The sequence below is a fragment of the Nitrospira sp. genome (assembly GCA_024998565.1).
In the GTDB taxonomy this organism is placed as follows: domain Bacteria; phylum Nitrospirota; class Nitrospiria; order Nitrospirales; family Nitrospiraceae; genus Nitrospira_A.
In genome coordinates this window covers 256,616-271,801 of the sequence record JACOEM010000004.1, presented here as the reverse complement: position 1 = coordinate 271,801, position 15,186 = coordinate 256,616, and the positions used below count along the sequence as shown (strand labels likewise).

Genomic DNA, 15,186 nt, shown 5'->3' with positions numbered 1-15,186 from the left:
TTACGTCGTCCGGCCCCGAAGTTTGCCCTTTTGAAGGAACCCATCGTAATTGCGATTCAACAGATGGGACTCAATTTGTTGGGCGGTATCAAGCCCCACGCCGATTACGATCAACAGCGAGGTGCCGCCGAAGTAGAAGGGCATATTGAGCTTGTAGATCAAAAACTCAGGAATCACGCACACGATGGCGAGATAGATCGCACCGGCAAAAGTGATTTTCGTCAAAACCGAGTAAATATAGTCGGAGGTACGTTGACCCGGCCTGATGCCAGGAACAAATCCCCCGTATTTTTTCAAATTATCGGCCATATCGACGGGGTTCATCACCACAGCGGTGTAAAAGAAACAGAAGAAGACGATCAGGCCAACATACATCAAGGTATAAAGAAGGGAACCCGGCGCTAATTGGGAGCCAATGGCTTTGATCCACGGTGTCTCAAAAAACCCAGCGATCGTTGCAGGAAACGCAATGATCGAGGACGCAAAAATTGGAGGAATGACTCCAGCCGTATTAATCTTGAGTGGAATGTGAGTACTTTGGCCACCGTAAACGCGTCGGCCAATGACTCTTTTCGCATATTGAACCGGTACTTTTCTTCGCCCGCTCTCCAAAAATACAATGGCCGCTACTACGCCAAACATGATGAGCGCCAAGACAACTAGGAGCGGAAAGCTCAGTTGTCCCACCTTATAGAGGTCGAATGTTTGAGCCACCGCTGCAGGAAGTCTGGCTACAATCCCGGCAAAAATGATCAGCGAAATGCCGTTCCCGATTCCTCGCTCGGTGATCTGCTCGCCCAGCCACATCAAAAAGCCGGTACCGGCGCAGAGCGTAATGACGGTCATGAATCGGAATCCCCAGCCTGGGCTGAGCACAAAGGCACCTTGGTTCATTTGCTCAAGACCGACGGCGATACCGAAGCCCTGAATTAAGGCGATTACGATCGTACCGAATCGCGTGTATTGAATAATCTTCTTGCGGCCTCGTTCACCCTCTTTCGCTAATTTAGAGAGATGAGGAATTACCACCGTCAACAACTGAAGAATAATCGATGCGCTGATGTAGGGCATGATCCCCAGCGCAAAGATTGTCAGCCGTGAGAGCGAGCCACCGGAAAAAATATCCAGAAAGCCGAGAAGCGCACCGCCTTGCTTCTGCAGGAAATCAGAGAGGGCCTCTCCATTGATACCGGGCGTGGGAATGTGCGCGCCGACACGATAGACGATGAGCATCCCCAGCGTAAACAACACGCGCGTGCGGAGCTCAGGAATCTTGAAGATGTTTTGAAAACTAGTCAGCAGACGCTCAAACACAGGGAATGACCTCGGCCCTCCCCCCGGCTGCCTGAATCTTTGCCTCTGCTGACTTGCTGAACTTATGAGCCTGAACCACCAGAGGCTTCGTGAGCTCTCCCTGGGCAAGGATCTTAATCAGCTCTCCCTTTCGTCGCACAAGGCCTTCATTCATCAAGAGTTGGGGCGTAATGGCTTCTGTCGTTTCCAGATCAGCCAGACTTTTCAAATTAATGATCGTATACTCAGTTCGAAATTGATTCGTGAAGCCATACTTCGGGACCCGACGAATCAAGGGCATCTGACCGCCTTCAAATCCAGGGCGCTTCCCGCCGCCGGAACGCGCCTTAAGACCCTTGTGCCCCTTAGTCGCAGTCTTTCCATGACCGGACCCCGGACCGCGCCCGATTCGCTTCCGCTTGTGTTTCGCTCCTCGAGAAGGAGCAAGATCATGCAGCTTCATTGGGGACTCACTTCCAGTAAATAGCCCACCTTTGCAATCATGCCCTTCACCTGATCACTGGCAGGACGCAACACAGTGGCATTGAGTTTTCGAAGCCCCAATCCCCTCAGCACCAATCGGTGCTTATGCGGCGTACCGATAGGGCTCCGCTTCAGGGTGATACGAAGGCTCGCCTGAGCAATTGTTGATTTCTTTTCAGTAGCCATTAGACATGTACCTGCGCTTCGCTTCCAGCGCTGCGGCGTAGCCTCATCATTTCTTGAGGATCACACAACTGCTGGAGCCCATGAAGAGTGGCTCTGACGGCATTAAACGGATTGCCGCGGCCCAATGTTTTGGCAATAATGTTATGCGCCCCTGCGAGTTCGACCACAGCCCGCACAGCGCCTCCGGCGATGATTCCGGTTCCATCGGCAGCAGGCTTCAACAGCACATGCTCAGCGCCAAACAGTCCATGCACTTCGTGCGGTATAGTACCCCCCTTGATGGGAACGCGCACCAGATGCTTTTTCGCCTGTTCGACAGCCTTTGAAATTGCGACGGGCACCTCTGCCGCTTTGCCCTTCCCCACACCAACGTACCCCTGCCCATCTCCGACCACAACTAACGCGCAGAAATTAAAACGCTTACCGCCCTTAACTACTTTGGCGACACGGTTGATAAATACCACCTTGTCTTTGAGGCTCAATTCTTCGGGATTGACTCGCACAACGTCATTCTCCTTTAAGTCGTCGCAATTGGCTCGTCACGAGCAATCTGCACGATTCCTTGCCTAAAACTGCAGGCCGCCTTCACGCGACGCTTCAGCCAAGGCCTTCACGCGACCATGATACTGCCGGCCTCCGCGATCAAAAACTACCGTAGAGACCTTGGCAGCCTTTGCACGCTCGGCGATAAGCTTTCCAACGGCTTTCGCACCCTCGATACTTCCCGTCGACTTCACGGTTTTGCGCAATGATTCGTCCAGCGTAGAAGCCGACGCTACCGTATGCCCGCGCAGGTCATCGATAATTTGCGCGTAAATGTGAGCACGACTGCGAAACACATTCAAACGCGGGCGTTCACTCGTCCCGATGACTGATTTCCTAACACGTTGTTTACGGCGTGCTAATTTTCTATTTTTTTCTTGAGTATTCATCAGATGCCTCTACTTGCCGGTCTTGCCCGCCTTCTTCCTCAAGACTTCCCCGGCGTATCGAATTCCTTTTTGCTTATACACATCAGGTGGCTTAATCGAGCGAATGTTCGCTGCGACTTGACCGACTAGCCGTTTATCAACGCCCTTAATGGAGATGAGGGTCTGCTTGTCGACCTTGACATCAATGCCTGCGGGAACGGTATACGTCACGGGATTAATGTACCCTACGTTGAAACTCATCTCCCGTCCCTGAAGCTGCGCCTTGTAACCGACACCAGTAATCTCAAGGGCTTTCTCATAACCCTTCGTGACACCCTGGATAATGTTACTGAGCTCAGCACGCACCAACCCGTGCATCGCGCGTATCTGGCGCGCGTCACCGGAACGGTTGACCACTAACTGCCCGTCATTGACAGCAACGCTCAATCCATCGGTCAACTTCCAATCAAGTTTTCCAATCGGGCCCTTAACTGAAACGACACGACCGGCCACCTTAATGTCCACACCAGCTGGAACTGAAATTGGTTTCCGCCCTATCCGCGACATACGAACCCCGTTACGTTACAGCGACCCCAGTTATTACCGCGCCTCAGCCGACACTTTCACCAGACGGAACAAAGAACTTCACCACCCAACCCTGACCGCCTGGAATCACTGTCGGTCATAAGACCTTTCGAGGTAGAGATGACCGCCAAACCAATCCCATTCCTTACCTTAGGCACGTCATCCCGACCGACATACACGCGACGCCCAGGCTTGCTGATTCGACGCATACCCGTGATCATCGGTCGCGCCTCCTCAACGTAGCGAAGCTGGACGGAGAAGTAGGGATGACCGTCTTCTTGAACTTCGCCGTAACCAAGAATGAATCCTTCCTTGCCAAGGATATTGAGAATCTGCCGCTTCACCTTGGAAACTGGGACCTTTACCACATCTTGACGCCGACGAGCAGCATTCCCTAATCTCACTAACAGATCAGCAATTGGATCAGTAATCATGCATTCCTCTTCTACGCTTGCAGCGGCAAGCTTCCAGCAGGCCGACTACCAGCTTGACTTTCGCACTCCGGGAATTTCACCCTTGAGGCTCAGAAATCGAAAACAAATACGGCACATCCGAAAACGGCGCAAAAACCCTCGGACGCGACCACAGAGCCCGCATCGGTGATAGTCACGACAGGCGAACTTTGACTTTGCAGCGGCCTTATTCTTGAGCGCTAATCTAGACACTGAATCCCCCTTACTGGTACTTGCCTACCACGCCACAGCTAGCGAACTAAATGCGCACTAGGCCCGAAACGGCATACCCAAGTGCTTGAGCAACGCCTTGCCTTCGTCATTCGTTCTCGCGGTAGTGACAATGGTGATATCCATACCGTGGATCGAGGCGACACTATCGTACTCAATCTCCGGAAAAATCAATTGCTCTTTTAAGCCGAGCGTATAATTGCCGCGGCCATCAAAAGCCTTGGGGGATATACCACGAAAGTCACGGATTCGTGGGAGCGCGAGAGAAATTAATCGATCAAGGAACTCCCACATGCGACGGCTCCTAAGCGTAACCTTCGCACCGATGGGCATGCCCTGCCTCAGCTTAAAGCCAGCGATGGCCTTTTTTGCTCTTGTAGTCACAGGCTTTTGCCCAGTGATGATCCCCAGTTCATTCGACGCACTCTCAAGTAACTTGACGTTCTGAATCGCCTCACCCATACCCACGTTTAAGACGATTCTTTCAAGTCTTGGAACTTGCATCAAATTTCCGTAGCCGAACTCTTTCATGAGAGCCGGAACTACCTGCTCGCGATAGGTCTCCCTCAGTCGCGGCGCGAATTGATGCTCATTGCCGGAGTCCTGAGAGATCTCAGGAACAGCCGCTTCCTTCTTTGCTGACGACTTTGGAGTAACTCCTTTGCCGCCCTTACCCTTCTCTACTTTTGCCATGAACGTCTTTCCTGTTCCGACTATTCGACGATTTCTTTGGATTTCTTACTCAGCCTGGCCCGCCGACCATCTTCCTGGCGCTTGACCCCCAACCGAGTTGGCTTCTTCGTAACTGGACACAAAAACATCACATTGGAAATGGCAAGCGGTGCCTCGCGCTCAAGAATCCCACCCTGACGAAGTTTTTGATTCGGCTTGGTATGACGCTTGATCATATTCAGTTTTTCCACCAAGACCTTGCCGTTTACAGTATCGACAGACAAGACCTTGCCTGATTTGCCGCGCTCACGGCCGGTCACCACGACGACGGTGTCGCCCTTGCGAATTTTCGTTTTGATTCGTGCCATCCCTACCAGAACCTTTCTTCCTTCACCTACAAGACTTCCGGCGCAAGCGAGATAATTTTCATGAACTTCTTCCATCGAAGCTCACGAGCGACTGGGCCGAAAATGCGGGTACCAACAGGCTCACCTTGTGCGTTGATCAACACACAGGCATTGCGGTCAAACTTGATGTAAGACCCGTCGTCACGGCGAACTTCCTTCGTCGTGCGGACAATGACTGCCCGACTCACATCACCTTTCTTCACACCAGCCTGAGGGATCGCTTCCTTGACAGCCACGACAACAATGTCGCCTAACGATCCATACCGACGCCTGGTCCCACCAAGCACATGAAAACACATGACTTGCTTCGCGCCGGAATTATCGGCCACATCCATGTATGTGTAATTCTGAATCATGCCCTGCCCTACTCACTGCTAAGGATCAAATCACCTCAGCGTTTCAAGTGTGTTCCGTAGTTACTTTTCAGGTTGCCCCTTGACCATGACGCGCACCACACGCCAATGCTTATCTTTGCTGATGGGACGTGTCTCACTGAGCTGCACCCGATCCCCTACTTTGCACACGTTACCTTCATCGTGCGCCTTAAGCTTTGTCACTCGGCGAAGAACCTTCTTGTAGATGGGATGAATGACAGAGCGCTCCACGGCAACGACCACCGTCTTATTCATCTTGTTACTGACGACGTTGCCATACCATTCACGTCGATGTTGTTGGCCTTCCTTCATACGCCCCTTCTCTCCTACTTGGCGACCGGCTGATCGCCCTGTGTCTGCAACAATTCCAGTTGGCGCCTGACTGTTTTGAGTCGGGCAATATCACGCTTCGTAGCCCGAACTTGCATCGGATTCTCTAACCGTCCGATCCCGAGCTGGAATCGAAAATTAAACAGCTCATGACGCAACTGCTTTTCTTTTTCGGCCAACTCATCAATTGAGAGACCGCTCAGTTCTTTTACATCCATCACATCACCACTCAACACGCGCTACAGGTTACTGAAACTCGCCGCGGACAACAAATTTAGTTGCGATAGGAAGCTTGTAAGCAGCTAATTTCAAGGCCTGCTTCGCGACATCGGGAGCTACGCCACTCATTTCGTACATGATCCGACCAGGCTTGACCACCGCCACCCAATATTCCGGGTTGCCTTTTCCCTTACCCATGCGAGTTTCGGCCGGCTTTTTGGTAATAGGTTTATCCGGGAATATTCTAGTCCAAACTTGCCCGCCACGCTTGACGAAGCGGGTGATGGCAATACGCGCTGCCTCAATTTGGCGGCTAGTGACCCAACCCGGCTCCAATGCCTTCAAGCCAAACTCACCAAGTGTAATCGCCCCGCCACGGTAGGCTTTCCCCCGCATGCGACCCTTCTGCATTTTTCTGAACTTAACTTTCTTTGGCGCTAACACAAACCCACCTTTTCCTTATCGAGGCTCTTCAGCCAAGACGGCCTAATGCCGAGTCTGGTTTCAGTTGAAGGGCAGGCAATAGTTCACCCTTGTAGATCCAGGTCTTCACACCAATCTGCCCCATCGTGGTATGAGCCTCGGCGAAACCATAGTCCACCTCGGCGCGCAAGGTATGAAGGGGGACACGCCCTTCTCGATACCACTCGGTTCGAGCGATTTCCGCACCGCCCAAACGTCCTGCTACCATGATCTTGATTCCTTGGGCCCCCAGACGAAGAGCAGACTGCACACTGCGCTTCATCGCGCGACGAAATGCAACGCGCTTCTCCAATTGGGTCGCCACATTCTCGCTAACCAATTGCGCGTCTAACTCCGGTTTCTTAATTTCTTTTACCGTAATGTAGGCCTGACCGGAGTATTCCTTCTCCAGAGCCGCCTTGAGCTTGTCAACCTCAGCCCCTTTGCGCCCGATAATAATGCCTGGACGAGCCGTATGAATGATCACCCTCGTCTGATCGCCTGAGCGCTCGATCTCCACTTTGGCTACTCCCGCATGGTACAACTTGGCTTTCACCATCTTTCGAATCTTGATGTCCTGATGGAGAAGCCTTGCATAGTCCTTATCCGCGTACCAGCGGGAGCTCCACGTGTAGTTATACCCGATGCGATACCCAATTGGATGTGTCTTCTGACCCATGAAGAATAACCCTCAGTCTAAGTGTAAAAGCTCTAGCTGTTCACCGCGGCGCCAGGAGCAGCAACCGCAATAGTGATATGGCTGGTGCGCTTCTGGATTGAGTTTGCCCGGCCCATCGATCGCGCCCGAAAACGCTTATAAATTGGACCGCAGTTCACCACGGCTTGAGACACCCACATTTCGTCGCTGTCGCCCAATTCCTTCTGCTCGGCATTGGCGACGGCGGAACGAAGAAGTTTCTCAATGACACGTGCGGCATGCTTCGGAGTGTGCCGGAGCATAGCCAACGCCATCGGCACCTGTTGCCCGCGAATCATATCGATGACAATGCGCGCCTTCCGAGGCGTCACTCTCACAAATCGTAATATTGCTTTTGCTTCTGCCATAGCTGACCCCACCCAAACCTTCCGATCCTTCAGCGAACCAGCGATTACTTAAGAGCCACTGCTTTTTCGGTCTTTGCCTGTCCATGCCCTTTAAAAAACCGGGTAGGAGCAAATTCACCAAGCTTATGGCCAACCATATTTTCCGTGACGAAAACCGGAATAAACTTCTTCCCGTTGTGCACCGCAAACGTGTGACCAATCATGTCCGGCACAACAGTAGACCGACGCGACCAGGTCTTAATCAGTTTCCGATCCTTCGTCTGATTCATCAGCTCAACCTTCTTCATCAGATGATCGTCAACGAATGGACCCTTAGTAATTGAACGAGGCATTGTCCGCTCTCCTACTTCTTCCTACGCGAGATGATGAACTTATCTGTCGCCTTGTTCTTGCGGGTTTTATACCCCTTAGCCGGTGTGCCCCATGGGGACACAGGATGGGGATTGCCTTGCCCTGACTTTCCTTCTCCACCACCGTGCGGGTGGTCGACGGGATTCATAACCACACCACGAACGTGAGGGCGCTTCCCCTTCCACCGCGTACGACCGGCCTTACCAACAACAACGTTTTCGTGATCAACGTTACCAACCTGACCGACCGTGGCCATGCAAGTAGAGAGCACCTTGCGCATCTCGCCGGATTTCAGACGAATCTGAACGTAGGCCCCGTCACGACCCATCACCTGAGCAGATCCACCGGCGCTGCGAATCAGCTGCCCACCTTTGCCCGGTTTCAGTTCGATATTGTGAATCGTGGTACCCAGTGGAATGTTCACGAGCGGCAACGCGTTCCCTGGACGGACCTCGGCGCCTACACCAGACTGCACCACATCATTGATAGACAACCCTACCGGCGCCAGAATGTAACGCTTCTCCCCATCAGCATAATGCAGCAAAGCAATTCTGGATGAGCGGTTAGGATCGTATTCGATAGACGCGACCTTAGCCGGAATGCCAGCCTTATCCCGCCGAAAATCAATCTGACGGTAAAGTCGTTTATGCCCACCCCCACGAAATCGAATGGTCTGGCGACCGTCATTATTACGCCCGCCTGTCCGGAGATGGAAACCGGTCAAAGCCTTCTCAGGCTTCTTCTTAGTCAGCTTCTCTCCCTGGATGGCGGTCATTCCACGCCGGCCAGGTGTCGTTGGTTTATAAACTTTTAATGCCATAGCTGATTCTCACTTTATCGAGAGGCCCACCGGCTAAACGCTTTCGAATAGCTCCAGCTTCTCGCCTTCTTTCAACGTGACAAATGCCTTCTTCCAATCAGACCGCTTCCCAACAAACCGACCCAGCCGCTTCACCTTTCCGCGAATATTCACCACGTTCACGCGGGAAACCTTCACCTTCAGAAGCGATTCAACGGCCTGCCTGATCTGAATCTTATTCGCGTCCGGATGCACCAAAAACCCAACGGTATTCCCTTGCTCACGCAAGGCCGTAATTTTTTCGGTCAACAACGGCTGTATCAATACCTGGTGCAGGTCGCCCTTCATGACCACACCTCCTTAACCCGGCCCAATTCACTTTGCGGGATGACCAGGGAGTGACATCGAAGGACGTCGTACACATTCAGCTCTTCAGGCCTTAAGATCGTCACGCTGGAAAGATTCCTTCCTGCCTGAACGAGATGCGAATTGGCGTCACCAACAACGAGCAAGGCGGTGCCCGATATACCGAGTTGCGTCAGCGCATTAGCGAGTAATTTCGTTTTGGCCTGATTGATGGATAAATCAGATACCACAACAACATTCCCTTCCAACACCTTTGCCGACAATGCACTTTGCAGTGCTGCGCGATACTTCTTTCTTGGCATGCCAAACGCGTAACTTCTGGGCTTAGGACCGAAAACAGTCCCTCCATGTCTCCAGACAGGAGAACGCAAAGAACCCGCACGAGCTCGACCGGTATGCTTTTGCTTCCACGGCTTTTTGCCTGAACCGCTCACCTCTCCCCTGCGCAGAGTAGATGCGGTCCCCTGTCGATAACAAGCACGCTGCATCACAACGGCTTCATGAACCAAGGGTACATGGGGCTTGCAGCCGAATATTTCGCTCGGCAAGTCTACGGTACCGACTTTCTTCTTTTTCGAGTCAACGACATCAACGATCGGCATGGCTCAACTCTTTTTTGACTTCCGCACAATAAGCAGCCCATTCACACCACCAGGCACTGCTCCGCGGACAAACAACAGGTTTTCATCTGGACGGGCGTCAATTACCTTCAGTCGCTGCACCGTGACGCGCTCATCCCCCATATGCCCTGGAAGGGCCTTATTTTTCCAAACGCGGGAAGGATACGAACTGGCCCCGATGGATCCCGGCGCCCTGTGAAACATAGATCCGTGCGTTTCAGGGCCCCCAGCATAATTGTGCCGGCGGACAACACCCTGAAATCCCTTACCCTTAGACACACCGACCACATCGACCCAATCGCCCTTCTTAAACATATCGACTTTAACAGTCTGTCCGACGGTCACGTCCCCGACTTTAGGAAACTCTCGTAGCCAACGACTCGGAGGTGCTTGATGCTTCTTCAGGTGACCCAGCTCCCCCTGAGACAACCGCTGCTCCTTGACTTCGCCGAAGGACAGCTGCACCGCCTCATAGCCGTCACGTTCTTTCGTCTTGATCGAAACGACGCGGCAAGGACCAGCCTCGATCACCGTGACCGGAGCCAGCACACTTTCGTCATAAACTTGGGTCATCCCCAACTTTTTTCCCAACAATCCGTTTGTCATCGTCTTCCTGTCAGCTCAAAGGAGATTGGACATTCCCAATCATCAGAGCTTAATCTCCACATCAACACCGGCCGCCAGATTCAATTTCATGAGCGAGTCCATCGTTTCCGGCGTCGGCTCCATAATATCCAGCAACCGCTTGTGAGTGCGGATCTCAAATTGCTCACGAGACTTCTTATCAACGTGAGTCGAGCGCTGCACTGTAAACTTTTCAATGCGAGTCGGCAAGGGAATGGGCCCGACGACTCGAGCACCACTACGCCTCACAGTCTCAACGATCTCGACTACCGATTGATCAAGCACGCGATAATCAAAACCGCGCAACCTGATTCGAATTCTTTGATCGACTTTCACGCTCAGCTCCTCACATGCCGGCCAATTGACCGGGACATCACTACGCTAAAATTTCCGTGACGACGCCCGAGCCGACGGTTTTGCCGCCCTCTCGAACCGCAAACCGCAACCCCTGATCCATGGCGATCGGACTGATCAATTCGCCCGTGACCGTCACATTGTCTCCCGGCATCACCATCTCCACGCCCGGCGTTAACGTCACGATCCCCGTCACGTCGGTCGTCCGGAAGTAGAACTGCGGCCGGTAGCCATTAAAGAACGGCGTATGACGTCCACCTTCTTCCTTGGTCAACACATAGATCTCCGCCTTGAACTTCGTGTGCGGCGTGATGCTCTTCGGCTTGGCCAACACCATGCCCCGCTCCACATCTTCCTTCTTCGTGCCGCGCAGCAAGACGCCGATATTGTCCCCCGCCTGCCCCTCATCGAGCACCTTGCGGAACATTTCCACGCCCGTCACGATGGTCGTCTGCGTGGGCCGCAAGCCGACGATTTCGATTTCGTCGCCGACCTTCACGATCCCCTTCTCGCATCGGCCCGTCACGACCGTGCCGCGTCCGCTGATCGTAAATACGTCTTCGATCGGCATCAGGAACGGCTTATCAATCGCCCGGGTCGGCGTCGGGATGTAGGTATCGACGGCTTCGAGCAACTTCAGAATGGACGGCACGCCCAACGGCCCCTGATCCCCTTCGACCGCTTTCAGCGCCGAGCCCTGCACGATCGGAATCTTATCGCCCGGGAAGTCGTACTTGGTCAGCAGCTCCCGCACTTCGAGCTCGACTAATTCCAACAATTCTTTGTCATCGACCTTGTCCGCCTTGTTCAGAAACACCACGATGTAGGGGACGCCGACTTGGCGCGCCAACAAAATGTGCTCCCGCGTCTGCGGCATCGGGCCGTCCGCGGCACTCACCACCAGGATCGCTCCATCCATCTGCGCGGCGCCGGTGATCATGTTCTTCACATAATCCGCGTGGCCCGGGCAGTCAACGTGCGCATAGTGCCGATTGTCCGTCTCATACTCGACGTGGCTGATCGCGATCGTCATGATCTTGCTGGCATCCCGGCGCCCTTGACTTTCGCTCGCCTTCGCCACTTCGTCATAGCTCACGAATTTCGCCATCCCGCGATCCGAGCAGATCTTGGTCAGCGCACTCGTCAGCGTCGTCTTGCCATGGTCCACGTGCCCGATCGTCCCGATGTTCACGTGGGGCTTCCGTCGCTCAAATTTCGCCTTCGCCATCCCCAATCCTCCCCTAATTCACAAAACCAAAAACTTTACTCGCCCCGGTGCTTTGCGGTAATCGCTTCCGCAATCTGACGCGGCACCTGATCGTAGCGATCAAATTCCATACTGTACGTTGCACGCCCCTGCGTTCTAGAACGCAAATCAGTCGCGTAGCCGAACATTTCCATCAGGGGCACGGTCGCCTCGATAGCCTGAGCACCGGCGCGCACCTTCATCCCCTGAACCTTACCTCTGCGGCCGTTCAAGTTACCAATGACATCGCCCATGAAGTCCTGAGGTACTAGCACCTCAACCTTCATGATCGGTTCGAGCAAGACGGGATCTGCCTTCTTACAGGCGTCAGCAAAGCCCATTGAAGCGGCGATCTTAAATGCCATTTCATTCGAGTCGACATCGTGGTAGGAGCCGTCAATGACGGTCACCTTGACATCGCGCAACGGGAATCCAGCCACAACGCCGGTCTCCATGCGCTCCTTAACACCTTTTTCAATGGCGGGAATGTATTCCTTCGGAATGGATCCACCAACGGTCTTGTTAATAAACTCCAGCCCCTTACCGGGCTCCGAAGGCTCGACAGTCATAACCACGTGACCATACTGACCACGACCACCAGTCTGCTTGATGTACTTTGACTCCGCCTCAGCCTTCCGACGGATGGTTTCCCGAAACGCGACTTCTGGCTTACCAACATTGGCCTCAACCTTAAATTCACGCATCAGTCGATCAACAATGATCTCGAGATGCAACTCACCCATGCCAGCAATAATAGTCTGAGCAGTCTCCTCATCAGTCCGGACCCTAAACGAAGGATCTTCCTGCGCCAACTTCTGCAGGGCGAAACCCATCTTTTCCTGGTCTGGCTTGGTCTTTGGCTCAATCGCCATAGCAATAACCGGCTCAGGGAACTTCATGATTTCGAGCAACACAGGCTGCTTCTCATCGGCCAACGTATCACCAGTTGTCGCATTCTTAAGACCGACCGCAGCTGCGATATCACCAGCATAGACGATGTCGATCTCCTCACGCTTGTTGGCGTGCATCTTCAACAGACGACCAACACGATCCTTCGTCCCCTTGGTCACATTCAGGACCGGCGTACCAGTCTTCAACGTGCCCGAGTAGACACGAAAAAATGTGAGCTGACCAGCGAACGGATCCGTCATGATCTTGAAGGCCAAAGCAGAAAATGGCTCAGAATCAGAGGGACGCCTCTCGACCTCCTTCGACGTGTTGGGATCGACGCCCATTACAGGAGGAATATCAACCGGAGAAGGAAGGAAATCGACGACGCCATCCAGGAGCTGCTGAACGCCCTTATTCTTAAATGCGGAGCCGCACAAGACAGGCACGACCTTCATGGCGATAGTCCCGGCACGAACGACCCGGCGAACCTCCTCCTCACTCAAAGACTGACCGTTGATATATTTCTCCATAACCTGATCGTCAAACTCCGCGACTGCGTCGAGCATTTTCTGACGATAATCATTGGCCTGATCGACCATATCAGCAGGAATCTCACCGATCTTATATTTGGCACCTAACGTTTCGTCGTCGTAAAAATAACCCTTCATCGAAATGAGATCGACAGACCCGCGGAACTCAGCTTCCCGCCCGATTGGAATCTGAATGGGAACCGGATTGGCACCCAGCCGATCTATAATCGACTGCACACTGGCATAAAAGTCCGCACCAATTCGATCCATCTTATTCATGAAAGCAATACGCGGGACCTCATACTTATCAGCCTGGCGCCAGACCGTTTCAGACTGAGGCTCAACACCCTGAACGGAGTCAAAAGCGGCAACCGCTCCATCCAAGACACGCAGAGACCGCTCAACCTCGATCGTAAAATCTACGTGACCAGGGGTATCAATAATATTGATACGGTGCTCACGCCAAAAACACGTCGTAGCAGCAGCGGTGATCGTAATACCACGCTCACGCTCCTGCTCCATCCAATCCATGGTGGCGGCGCCCTCATGAACCTCGCCCATCTTATGCGTCATTCCCGTATAATAGAGAATCCGCTCTGTGGTCGTAGTTTTGCCAGCATCAATGTGCGCCATGATGCCGATATTTCTTGTTCGCTCTAACGGTGTCTGCCTAGCCACAACTCCCCCAGAAAAAACGAACGTGCTGCCATCCGAGCCGCAAACCTTCCACCGCAATGCCGAATCTTATTCGAACGCATTGCAGCCCGGCTCATCAGCAGCACGACACAACACTACCAACGATAATGAGCAAAAGCCTTATTGGCCTCTGCCATCCGATGAACATCTTCACGCTTCTTCACTGACGCACCGGTATTATTGGAAGCATCCAACAATTCAGCGGCAAGCCGATCCTGCATACTCTTCCCGCCACGCGAACGGGAGTACTCGGTAATCCATCGCAGAGCCAGCGAAACACGACGAGACGGGCGTATCTCGACAGGGACCTGATAAGAAGCACCACCAACCCGACGAGACTTCACCTCAACCACCGGCTTCACATTATCAATGGCCGACTTGAAAATCTTCATCGGATCACCACCATTGGTTTTCTCCTGAATCAAATCAAACGCCCCATAACAGATCCGCTCAGCAGTACTCTTCTTCCCACCACCCATCAGGACATTCAGAAACTTCCCGACAAGCTTGTCGCGATACTTGGAGTCCGGCTGCGCCTCTCGATGACCGAAAAATTGTCCGCGTGGCATCGTTGTCCTATAAAATAAAATCGGTTTTCATTGCGCAATCACGCAATGACACAATCAATTACTACTTGGGCCGCTTCGCCCCATACTTCGAACGCGCCTGCTTCCGATCAGCCACACCGACCGCATCCAAGGAGCCACGAACGATGTGGTACCGCACACCAGGCAAGTCCTTTACGCGACCACCCCGAACCAACACAATCGAGTGCTCCTGGAGATTATGCCCGACACCAGGAATATAGGTCGTAACCTCCATCCCGTTCGTCAGACGAACGCGAGCCACTTTCCGAAGCGCGGAGTTAGGCTTCTTCGGAGTAGTGGTATAGACACGGAGGCAGACGCCGCGCTTTTGCGGACAGCGCTTGAGCGCCGGACTTTTCGTCTTTGACTTTACGAGGGTCCGACCTTTTCGCACCAGCTGATTAATTGTTGGCATGCACTATACTCTTTCTTGAAAAACAGACAGTTGCTCA

General features: G+C 53.1%; 26 protein-coding genes. All 26 read right to left on the bottom strand.

From position 1 onward, the window contains the following. The gene (secY, locus tag H8K11_09355) at positions 1-1,314 is read right to left on the bottom strand and encodes a preprotein translocase subunit SecY (protein MCS6263950.1); all 1,314 of its coding nucleotides are present in this window, start codon (positions 1,312-1,314) and stop codon (positions 1-3) included. Further along, positions 1,307-1,756 carry a 50S ribosomal protein L15 gene (rplO, locus tag H8K11_09350; protein MCS6263949.1) on the bottom strand — a complete coding sequence of 150 codons (450 nt, stop codon included), beginning with the start codon at positions 1,754-1,756 and terminating at the stop codon, positions 1,307-1,309. Before rplO ends, secY begins: the two co-directional genes overlap by 8 nt. Next, positions 1,753-1,962, bottom strand: a complete 210-nt coding sequence (gene rpmD / locus H8K11_09345; protein ID MCS6263948.1) for a 50S ribosomal protein L30 — start codon at positions 1,960-1,962, stop codon at positions 1,753-1,755. The genes rplO and rpmD overlap by 4 nt, the downstream gene beginning before the upstream one ends. Then, on the bottom strand, positions 1,962-2,465 hold the full coding sequence (gene rpsE / locus H8K11_09340) for a 30S ribosomal protein S5 (GenBank protein MCS6263947.1): 504 nt from the start codon (positions 2,463-2,465) through the stop codon (positions 1,962-1,964). The genes rpmD and rpsE overlap by 1 nt, the downstream gene beginning before the upstream one ends. Before the next feature lie 63 nt (positions 2,466-2,528). Further along, positions 2,529-2,894 carry a 50S ribosomal protein L18 gene (locus H8K11_09335; GenBank protein ID MCS6263946.1) on the bottom strand — a complete coding sequence of 122 codons (366 nt, stop codon included), beginning with the start codon at positions 2,892-2,894 and terminating at the stop codon, positions 2,529-2,531. A 9-nt stretch (positions 2,895-2,903) separates the two neighbouring features. Beyond that, the gene (gene rplF, locus H8K11_09330) at positions 2,904-3,440 is read right to left on the bottom strand and encodes a 50S ribosomal protein L6 (GenBank protein ID MCS6263945.1); all 537 of its coding nucleotides are present in this window, start codon (positions 3,438-3,440) and stop codon (positions 2,904-2,906) included. Between the two features lie 56 nt (positions 3,441-3,496). Continuing rightward, on the bottom strand, positions 3,497-3,892 hold the full coding sequence (gene rpsH, locus H8K11_09325) for a 30S ribosomal protein S8 (GenBank protein ID MCS6263944.1): 396 nt from the start codon (positions 3,890-3,892) through the stop codon (positions 3,497-3,499). Positions 3,893-3,937: 45 nt separating this feature from the next. Continuing rightward, positions 3,938-4,123, bottom strand: coding sequence for a type Z 30S ribosomal protein S14 (locus tag H8K11_09320; protein MCS6263943.1), 186 nt, complete (start codon positions 4,121-4,123; stop codon positions 3,938-3,940). A gap of 57 nt (positions 4,124-4,180) precedes the next feature. Then, positions 4,181-4,753 (bottom strand): 50S ribosomal protein L5, encoded by a 573-nt coding sequence (gene rplE / locus H8K11_09315; protein ID MCS6263942.1) that lies wholly within the window; start codon positions 4,751-4,753, stop codon positions 4,181-4,183. Positions 4,754-4,854: 101 nt separating this feature from the next. After that, on the bottom strand, positions 4,855-5,181 hold the full coding sequence (locus tag H8K11_09310; GenBank protein MCS6263941.1) for a 50S ribosomal protein L24: 327 nt from the start codon (positions 5,179-5,181) through the stop codon (positions 4,855-4,857). Positions 5,182-5,207: 26 nt separating this feature from the next. After that, entirely contained in the window at positions 5,208-5,576 is a 369-nt protein-coding gene (rplN, locus tag H8K11_09305; protein ID MCS6263940.1) for a 50S ribosomal protein L14, read from the bottom strand. Positions 5,577-5,636: 60 nt separating this feature from the next. Further along, a complete protein-coding gene (gene rpsQ / locus H8K11_09300) occupies positions 5,637-5,906 on the bottom strand; it encodes a 30S ribosomal protein S17 (GenBank protein MCS6263939.1) in 270 nt (89 codons plus the stop codon). A gap of 14 nt (positions 5,907-5,920) precedes the next feature. After that, positions 5,921-6,142 (bottom strand): 50S ribosomal protein L29, encoded by a 222-nt coding sequence (gene rpmC, locus H8K11_09295; protein ID MCS6263938.1) that lies wholly within the window; start codon positions 6,140-6,142, stop codon positions 5,921-5,923. Between the two features lie 28 nt (positions 6,143-6,170). Beyond that, positions 6,171-6,587: a 50S ribosomal protein L16 gene (gene rplP / locus H8K11_09290; GenBank protein MCS6263937.1), complete on the bottom strand. Its 417-nt coding sequence runs from the start codon at positions 6,585-6,587 to the stop codon at positions 6,171-6,173. A 28-nt stretch (positions 6,588-6,615) separates the two neighbouring features. After that, positions 6,616-7,284, bottom strand: a complete 669-nt coding sequence (rpsC, locus tag H8K11_09285; GenBank protein ID MCS6263936.1) for a 30S ribosomal protein S3 — start codon at positions 7,282-7,284, stop codon at positions 6,616-6,618. A 32-nt stretch (positions 7,285-7,316) separates the two neighbouring features. Beyond that, complete coding sequence (gene rplV / locus H8K11_09280) at positions 7,317-7,670, bottom strand: 50S ribosomal protein L22 (protein MCS6263935.1); 354 nt, start codon at positions 7,668-7,670, stop codon at positions 7,317-7,319. A gap of 44 nt (positions 7,671-7,714) precedes the next feature. Then, on the bottom strand, positions 7,715-8,002 hold the full coding sequence (gene rpsS, locus H8K11_09275) for a 30S ribosomal protein S19 (GenBank protein MCS6263934.1): 288 nt from the start codon (positions 8,000-8,002) through the stop codon (positions 7,715-7,717). Between the two features lie 11 nt (positions 8,003-8,013). Further along, positions 8,014-8,841, bottom strand: a complete 828-nt coding sequence (gene rplB / locus H8K11_09270) for a 50S ribosomal protein L2 (GenBank protein ID MCS6263933.1) — start codon at positions 8,839-8,841, stop codon at positions 8,014-8,016. A 33-nt stretch (positions 8,842-8,874) separates the two neighbouring features. After that, entirely contained in the window at positions 8,875-9,168 is a 294-nt protein-coding gene (locus H8K11_09265; protein MCS6263932.1) for a 50S ribosomal protein L23, read from the bottom strand. Further along, positions 9,165-9,788: a 50S ribosomal protein L4 gene (gene rplD, locus H8K11_09260; GenBank protein ID MCS6263931.1), complete on the bottom strand. Its 624-nt coding sequence runs from the start codon at positions 9,786-9,788 to the stop codon at positions 9,165-9,167. The genes H8K11_09265 and rplD overlap by 4 nt, the downstream gene beginning before the upstream one ends. A 3-nt stretch (positions 9,789-9,791) precedes the next feature. Beyond that, a complete protein-coding gene (gene rplC / locus H8K11_09255) occupies positions 9,792-10,412 on the bottom strand; it encodes a 50S ribosomal protein L3 (GenBank protein ID MCS6263930.1) in 621 nt (206 codons plus the stop codon). 42 nt (positions 10,413-10,454) lie between these two features. Next, entirely contained in the window at positions 10,455-10,766 is a 312-nt protein-coding gene (gene rpsJ, locus H8K11_09250) for a 30S ribosomal protein S10 (GenBank protein ID MCS6263929.1), read from the bottom strand. A gap of 40 nt (positions 10,767-10,806) precedes the next feature. After that, positions 10,807-12,012 carry an elongation factor Tu gene (gene tuf, locus H8K11_09245; GenBank protein MCS6263928.1) on the bottom strand — a complete coding sequence of 402 codons (1,206 nt, stop codon included), beginning with the start codon at positions 12,010-12,012 and terminating at the stop codon, positions 10,807-10,809. Positions 12,013-12,047: 35 nt separating this feature from the next. Next, positions 12,048-14,129 carry an elongation factor G gene (fusA, locus tag H8K11_09240; GenBank protein ID MCS6263927.1) on the bottom strand — a complete coding sequence of 694 codons (2,082 nt, stop codon included), beginning with the start codon at positions 14,127-14,129 and terminating at the stop codon, positions 12,048-12,050. A 113-nt stretch (positions 14,130-14,242) separates the two neighbouring features. Next, positions 14,243-14,716, bottom strand: a complete 474-nt coding sequence (rpsG, locus tag H8K11_09235; protein MCS6263926.1) for a 30S ribosomal protein S7 — start codon at positions 14,714-14,716, stop codon at positions 14,243-14,245. A 61-nt stretch (positions 14,717-14,777) separates the two neighbouring features. Then, entirely contained in the window at positions 14,778-15,149 is a 372-nt protein-coding gene (locus H8K11_09230) for a 30S ribosomal protein S12 (GenBank protein ID MCS6263925.1), read from the bottom strand. Positions 15,150-15,186 lie beyond the last annotated feature (37 nt).

Excerpts from the sequence above, each read along its gene's own strand:
- rpsQ (MCS6263939.1), bottom strand. The coding sequence starts at position 5,906 with ATGAAGGAAGGCCAACAACATCGACGTGAATGGTATGGCAACGTCGTC.
- tuf (MCS6263928.1), bottom strand. The coding sequence starts at position 12,012 with ATGGCGAAGGCGAAATTTGAGCGACGGAAGCCCCACGTGAACATCGGG.
- H8K11_09335 (MCS6263946.1), bottom strand. The coding sequence starts at position 2,894 with ATGAATACTCAAGAAAAAAATAGAAAATTAGCACGCCGTAAACAACGT.
- rpmD (MCS6263948.1), bottom strand. The coding sequence starts at position 1,962 with ATGGCTACTGAAAAGAAATCAACAATTGCTCAGGCGAGCCTTCGTATC.
- rplF (MCS6263945.1), bottom strand. The coding sequence starts at position 3,440 with ATGTCGCGGATAGGGCGGAAACCAATTTCAGTTCCAGCTGGTGTGGAC.
- H8K11_09230 (MCS6263925.1), bottom strand. The coding sequence starts at position 15,149 with ATGCCAACAATTAATCAGCTGGTGCGAAAAGGTCGGACCCTCGTAAAG.
- rpsC (MCS6263936.1), bottom strand. The coding sequence starts at position 7,284 with ATGGGTCAGAAGACACATCCAATTGGGTATCGCATCGGGTATAACTAC.
- rpsS (MCS6263934.1), bottom strand. The coding sequence starts at position 8,002 with ATGCCTCGTTCAATTACTAAGGGTCCATTCGTTGACGATCATCTGATG.
- H8K11_09265 (MCS6263932.1), bottom strand. The coding sequence starts at position 9,168 with ATGAAGGGCGACCTGCACCAGGTATTGATACAGCCGTTGTTGACCGAA.
- rplC (MCS6263930.1), bottom strand. The coding sequence starts at position 10,412 with ATGACAAACGGATTGTTGGGAAAAAAGTTGGGGATGACCCAAGTTTAT.
- rplV (MCS6263935.1), bottom strand. The coding sequence starts at position 7,670 with ATGGCAGAAGCAAAAGCAATATTACGATTTGTGAGAGTGACGCCTCGG.
- rpmC (MCS6263938.1), bottom strand. The coding sequence starts at position 6,142 with ATGGATGTAAAAGAACTGAGCGGTCTCTCAATTGATGAGTTGGCCGAA.
- rplO (MCS6263949.1), bottom strand. The coding sequence starts at position 1,756 with ATGAAGCTGCATGATCTTGCTCCTTCTCGAGGAGCGAAACACAAGCGG.
- rpsG (MCS6263926.1), bottom strand. The coding sequence starts at position 14,716 with ATGCCACGCGGACAATTTTTCGGTCATCGAGAGGCGCAGCCGGACTCC.
- rplD (MCS6263931.1), bottom strand. The coding sequence starts at position 9,788 with ATGCCGATCGTTGATGTCGTTGACTCGAAAAAGAAGAAAGTCGGTACC.
- rplN (MCS6263940.1), bottom strand. The coding sequence starts at position 5,576 with ATGATTCAGAATTACACATACATGGATGTGGCCGATAATTCCGGCGCG.
- rpsH (MCS6263944.1), bottom strand. The coding sequence starts at position 3,892 with ATGATTACTGATCCAATTGCTGATCTGTTAGTGAGATTAGGGAATGCT.
- H8K11_09310 (MCS6263941.1), bottom strand. The coding sequence starts at position 5,181 with ATGGCACGAATCAAAACGAAAATTCGCAAGGGCGACACCGTCGTCGTG.
- rplB (MCS6263933.1), bottom strand. The coding sequence starts at position 8,841 with ATGGCATTAAAAGTTTATAAACCAACGACACCTGGCCGGCGTGGAATG.